Source organism: Kitasatospora sp. NPDC004745 (genome assembly GCF_042873275.1).
GTDB lineage: Bacteria > Actinomycetota > Actinomycetes > Streptomycetales > Streptomycetaceae > Kitasatospora.
The window spans coordinates 184418-190417 of record NZ_JBIALK010000016.1 but is presented as its reverse complement, the minus strand read 5'-3'; the positions used below and the strand labels follow the sequence as shown (position 1 = coordinate 190417).

The 6000-nt window shown below is 72.3% G+C and carries 5 protein-coding genes; 2 read left to right on the top strand and 3 right to left on the bottom strand.

Going from position 1 to position 6000, the window contains the following annotated elements; translation table 11 throughout:
* Positions 1 to 92 precede the first annotated feature (92 nt).
* Complete coding sequence (locus tag ACFYUY_RS25000) at positions 93 to 1415, bottom strand: diacylglycerol/lipid kinase family protein (RefSeq protein ID WP_387903804.1); 1323 nt, start codon at positions 1413 to 1415, stop codon at positions 93 to 95.
* A gap of 250 nt (positions 1416 to 1665) precedes the next feature.
* Between ACFYUY_RS25000 and ACFYUY_RS24995 the strand changes: the two genes are divergently transcribed.
* Positions 1666 to 2412 (top strand): hypothetical protein, encoded by a 747-nt coding sequence (locus ACFYUY_RS24995; protein WP_387903801.1) that lies wholly within the window; start codon positions 1666 to 1668, stop codon positions 2410 to 2412.
* A gap of 27 nt (positions 2413 to 2439) precedes the next feature.
* Here the strand turns inward: ACFYUY_RS24995 and ACFYUY_RS24990 are convergent, their stop codons facing one another.
* Positions 2440 to 2745, bottom strand: coding sequence for a GNAT family N-acetyltransferase (locus tag ACFYUY_RS24990; RefSeq protein ID WP_360217245.1), 306 nt, complete (start codon positions 2743 to 2745; stop codon positions 2440 to 2442).
* Between the two features lie 59 nt (positions 2746 to 2804).
* A complete protein-coding gene (locus ACFYUY_RS24985) occupies positions 2805 to 3188 on the bottom strand; it encodes an ASCH domain-containing protein (RefSeq protein ID WP_360217247.1) in 384 nt (127 codons plus the stop codon).
* Positions 3189 to 3511: 323 nt separating this feature from the next.
* Between ACFYUY_RS24985 and ACFYUY_RS24980 the strand changes: the two genes are divergently transcribed.
* On the top strand, positions 3512 to 5740 hold the full coding sequence (locus ACFYUY_RS24980) for a tetratricopeptide repeat protein (protein WP_387903798.1): 2229 nt from the start codon (positions 3512 to 3514) through the stop codon (positions 5738 to 5740).
* Positions 5741 to 6000 lie beyond the last annotated feature (260 nt).

Here is a 6000-nt window from a genome sequence, read left to right as displayed (position 1 = left end):
GACGAGAAGCCGGCGTGGGGGTACCCCCGGCCGAAGGCTGGGGGAGTGCGTGCCCCGGCGGCGATCGCCTGGCGTGATCCGAAAGACACGCCCTACACCCCGGCCTGGATCCCCGTCCGGCGTCCGAGCGCGAGGCGGAGGATCAGCCGCCAGTCCGCGGGGGCGGCGGGCGGCGGGGCCCCGGGGCGGTGCCGCGGCACCCGTACGCGCAGGGCGCCGGGGCGGATCTCGCAGACCACCGGGGTCGGCAGCACCACCGCCTCGCCGTCGACGCCCACCGGGACGGTCGCGGAGTCGGCGGTGACGGTGACCCGCCCGGCCGTCAGCAGGCTCACCGCCGGGGACCGGGCCCCGCGCAGCGCGAGGTCCGCGGCCTGGGCGGCGCCGTCCACCCGCAGGCCGAGGACGCCCAGCGCCCCGCCGTCGAGCCGGGGCCGGCGGCCCGCGCCGAGGGGGTCCGCGCCCGCGTACGGGTTGTTGCTCACCAGCAGTGCCTGCGGGTTGTCCAGCCGGGTGCCGCCGGCGACGGCCGCCAGCCGCGGCCCGGTGCTGCCGAGCAGCAGGTCGGGCAGCGCGCCCAGTGCGGTGCTCGCCTTGGCGTCGCGGTACTCCGGGCTCTGCACGATCTGTGCGTAGACCCCGAACGAGACCGTGTTGACGAAGGGCCGGTCCGCCACCCGGCCGAGGTCCACCGTCAGCTCGACCCCGTCCGTCAGCGCGTCGAGGCAGGTCGACGGGTCGTCGCGGTCGAGGAGCAGGTCCATCGCGAAGTGGTTGCGGGTGCCGGCGGAGACCACCATGAACGGCACTCCGCGCTCCGCCGCGACGTCGGCCACCAGCGCCTGGGTGCCGTCGCCGCCCGCGACGCCCAGCAGGTCCGCCCCGTCGGCGACCGCCCGGCGGGCCAGCGCGGCGACGTCCTGGTGCTGCGCGGTGTCCAGGAGCACCACCCGTGCACCGAGCGCCTCCGCCTTCCGCACCAGGTCGAAGCGGCCGACCTTGCCGCCGCCGGACTTCGGGTTCATGATCAGCACCGGGTGCGCCGGCGGCGGGCTCTCCCGGGTCCGCATGCCGTGCGCGGGCCGCACCTCGCGCATCACGCCCCGCGCGCAGAGCAGCGCGGCGCCCCACAGCACCAGCCCGCCGAAGGCGTCGAGCCACAGGCCGTGCGCCGTGTAGAGGGCGAACACGCAGAGCGGCGCGGCGACGGCCAGCACCAGACCGAGCATCCGCAGCGCCCGCCGGTGCGCGACCGCCCACCACACGCCCACCGCCGCCAGGGCCAGCCCCACCACGCCGGTCGCCAGCACGACCAGACCCCCGGCCGGTGTCGCGACGAGCACGACCAGGGCCGCGACCGCCGCGAGCACCGCGATCCGGGCGAGGAGCGTGGCCCGTGCCTGCCTGCTGCTCATGCCGACCTCCTGCGCGCCATCCCCCCATCCTCCCGACCCGTCGCCGTCCCGGCGCGCCGGGCCCACCCGAACGTGCTACCGGGTGCCGACCGCCGGGGTGCCGATCGCCGGGTCCCGGGTGCCGGGTGTCGATCGCCGGGGTGCCGCGGACGGGAGGGCGCGGCCGTGGTGCCCCGTGGGGCCGGCACCCGCCCCGGTCCGCCCCCGGTGGTGTTCGGGAGGCGCCGGCGGGGCGCCTATGCTGGCGGCCATGATCGAGTTCCCCGGCTTCGCCACCCTGCTGGCCCGCCTGCTGGACCACCGCGGTCTGGCGCCCGCCGACCTGGCCGGGCAGGCCGGGGCCGCCGAGCCCGAGGTGGCCGCGCTCCTCGCCGGCGCCGGGCCCGATCCGGTGCTGCTGCGCCGGCTCGCGCCCGCGCTCGGCCTGGACGCCGCCGACCTCTTCGAGCTCGCCGCGCTCCCGCTGCCGGAGGACCTCGCCCCGGCCGGCGGCATGGCCACCACGTCGATCACCGGCGTGATGCGCTTCGCCCTCGCGCTGCCGCCCGAGGCGCGGGCCGAACTCCGGTCCCACGTGGCGGGGTTGCCGTCCGCCCGGCAGCGCGGACGGATCGAGGGCCTGCCCGCCTCCGTGCCGTACCGGCACACGCCGGGGAACGTACTGATGCGGATGGTCGCCACCCGCAACCTCGGCTGGAACGGCACGGCGAAGGCCGTCCAGCTGCTGACCGGGCGGTCCCGGATGGCCACCGTCTACGGCCGGATCGCCGCCGACCAGGCCGAGTTGACCCCGGACCTGGTGGCCGACCTCGCGGTCGTCCTGGCCCTGCCCGCGGCGGACCTCGCCGCACTCCTCGGCCTCCCGCTGCCCGAGGACGCGCCGGCGCCGGGCGAGGCCGTCCGGGACACCGCCCTGCTGCTCCGGGACCTCCGGCGGCTGGGCGTCGAGCAGTTGCGCGAGGCCGAGGACCTGGCCAGGTCCCTGCCGCCCGCCTGAGCCCCGGGCGCAGGGGCCGGGCGGCGGTCAGAGGCCGAAGCGGGCGCGGTGGGTGGCGGGGACGAGGTCGGCGTACTCGGGGTGCTTGGTGATCCACCCGCGGATGAAGGGGCAGTAGGGCAGGACGGCGAGCTGCTGGTCGCGGGCGGCGTCGAGGGCGGCGCGGGCGAGTCGGCTGCCGAGTCCGCGGCCCTCGAAGCGGGGGTCGATCTCGGTGTGGATGAAGGCGATCTCGTCGCCGGAGCGGTGGTACTCGGCGAAGCCGGCGAGCTCGCCGTCGTCGGTGATCTCGAACCGGGACTGCGCGGCGTTGTCGTTGACGGACTGCTCCATGGTTCCTCCTCGGGTGCGGCTGACCGCCTGGTCGGTGCCCCTTGATCATAGTTGAAGAATCAACATTTGTCGCCGTCGACCAGCCGGAAGGCCAGACAGACCACCTCGGTGTCGTCCTCGACCACGCTGCCCAGGCGGCCCCAGTAGCGGCGGTGACCGGCGCGCCAGTCGTCCAGTGAGGTGAAGCCCTCGCCCTCGGCCCGGGCGTGCTCCCAGGCCACCGCCGCGAAGGACGTCACCTCGATGCCGGTGATCTCGATGACGGCGACGGGCCGCCCCCGGACGTCCAGCAGCGCCAGCCGCTCACCCGGGTGCTCCAGGTCCTCGGCCTGCGCGGCGTAGTCCGCCAGCAGCCCGGTGGTCGTCGTCTTCCTCCCCTCCAGCACCAGCGCGTTCAGCTCGACCCGCATCCCGTCCGGCGTACCCAGCTCCATCGAACGCATGCCGTTCACCCGCGGCCACATCGTCGATCCACTCCTCTCCGGCGACCCTGTGGACGGACCGTCACGCCCCGACGATAGGAGCAGCGGACCACCGCGACCGGCAGGATCCGCCGGACGGGCCGTCGCCCGCCGCGGCGCGGCTCAGCGCTACCACCCGCCCGCGCCGGGCCGCAGCACCATGAAGCCGTCGAGCGGGGTGAATCCGAGAGCCCCGACCTCACGGACGGAGCACCTGGGCTCCGCCGACCGTGCCGGGGTACTCGCGAAATGGCCGCGTACCGCCTGCCCGTTGGCCTAGCGTGGGCGTCGGGGAGGGAGTACTCATGGACAACCACATCAGTGGCGGGATCTTCTTCGGTGCGGTCGTGCAGGGTCGGCGAGTGAAGATCACCCTTCCGCGTGTGATCACCCCTTCGCTGCAGGGGCTGCCCAGGCGTGGCCAGCTGTTCTCCGGGCGAAGTGACGAACTTGCTGAGGTCGTCCAAGAGTTGCAACGCGTTCCGGTGACGTCGATCGTCGGGATGCCCGGGGTAGGCAAGACCGCGTTGGCAGTGGAGGCCGCGTGGCGGGCCTGGAAGGACAAGGGCCTGTTCTCCGGTGGAGTGCTCTTCGTCGAACTGCACGGCTACGACGACCATCACCGGGTTTCGACCCACCAGGCGCTGGTGCAGTTGCTCCATGCGCTGAGCATTCCGGACGAGCACATCTCGAAGGACCCGAAGAGCGAACAGGAGTTGACCAGGCTCTACCGCTCGGTGCTAGCGGCCTACGCCGAACAGGAACGGCGCCTGCTGGTCGTGGTGGACGACGCCTCGGACGATGACCAGGTCGGTCCGCTGCTGCCCAACGACGACTACCATGGCGCATTGGTTACCTCACGGCACAAGCTGGTGCTCAGCGGGACACGTCTGCACCTGCGGCCACTCGACACGGATTCGGCGGTCGAGCTGATCCGTCGTGTCCTGCAGGAGATCAAACCGGTCGACCGGAGGGTGGACGGTGACCGTGCCTCGGCCGAAAGGATCGCCGACCTGTGCGGCTACCTGCCGCTTGCACTCTGGATCTCGGCGGCCCTGCTGGCCGATATCTCCGACAGGCCACTCGCGGAGTTCGCCGCCCAACTCGCCGAGGCCCACCAGCGACTCAACGCGCTGGCGCGCGACGAGCGCACTGTCAGGGCCGCCTTCGACCTCTCGTACCAGCGCTTGGACCGCGAACAGGCCCGGCTGTTCGGGCTGTTGGCGCTCAATCCGGGCCCGGACATATCCACTGAGGCGGCCGGCCAACTGGCGGGCACGCGAGCTGACCGGACGCTCGAGTCGCTTGCCCGGGCGCACCTGATCGAGGCTCCACGGTGGGGTCGCTGGGCCTTCCACGACCTGGTCCGGCTCTTCGCGGAGGAACGAGCCGTCAACGCTCCCGCTGGAGAACTCTCCGAGGCGCGGAACCGGCTGAACTCCTACTACGTGGAAACGGCCCTGGCGGCCGCGCTCAACCTCAATGACACCGTCGCGACCAGTAACGACGGCCCGTTTACACGCTTCCTGGGCGCACCGGACCGGGGCATTGCCTGGCTGGACGATGAGTACCTCAACCTGTTGGCCGCGGCCGTCCGTGCCAACGCGGACAGACACGCTGGGCTCTCCCTGATCCTGCCGGTCGCGTTGGGCGGCTACCTTCGGCTTCGTCGAGTCCTGCCCCAGTGGACCGAACTCCTGGAACGGGCAGTTCGGGCCGGGAAGTCACTCGGCGAGGTGGACACCACCGGCATCGCACTCGATCTTCTTGCCCTCGCCTTACAGCAGGAGGGGCGTCTGGAGAAAGCAGCCGTCGCGGCACGTCGCGCCGTGAAGTCGCTCCGCAAGGCGCGCGAGAAATTCCGGGAGAACGCCGCACTGAGCCACCTCGCCGCGATTCTGGCGGATCAGGGCCAGTACGAGGAAGCCGCCCGGATCCTTCGGAACACCGTGGACCGGTTGAAGGAGGAAGGCGGCGGAGGGATGACCAATAGGGCCCACGCTCTGAAGGACCTCGGTGAGGTCTTGTTGCGGTTGGGACGGTATGAGGAAGCAGAGAAGTTCAGTGCGGAGGCCGCGGACTGTTTCGATCGGGTGGTGAGGGACGAGGTCTCGGAGGCCGAGGCACTGCTGTGTCGCGGTTCGGCCATGTTCACTCTGGGCAATCCGGCAGCCCCCCTCTACCTTCACCGGGCGAGTGAGCACTTCCGCAAGCACGGGAATCTGGTGGGTCTGGCTGCGACGCTGAACGTGTACGGTTGTGCCACTTGGAGCTTTGGTCATCACGATCAGGCAGTTGAGATTCTGTGCGAGGCCGCCGACTGCGCCGCGGAGGCCGGCAACGACGCCATCCGGGCCCAGGTGGTCGACAACCTGGTATCGGCTTACACGGCTCTCGGCCGGCCGGAGCAGGCGGCCCGGCTGGCTCTGGTGCACGGAGCGCGAGCCCTGACAGCGGAGCCTCGTCCCCCAACGCCGCGCGCTCCGGACGGTGGCAGACGGTGGCGCTTCGGGTGGCTTTCCAGACACCGCTGAGCGGTCCTCCCGGATGGAACCCGCGGCTGGCCCGAACCGACGTCATGGTCCGCCGACCGCTGCGAGCCATGAGTGGTCCCACGTGATCGGGGCGATCGTCAACCTCCCGACCGACGTGCACACGCCCGCGCCGGAATCGGCCCGGGGAGGGGCGGCCCGGTTGTTCGGCGTTTTTGTTCAATGACCGAGGGCCGAACCAGAACAACCCCGGTGCGCTACATCTGTAGCGCACGCCCCACCCGTGACGTGCGACGGACCAG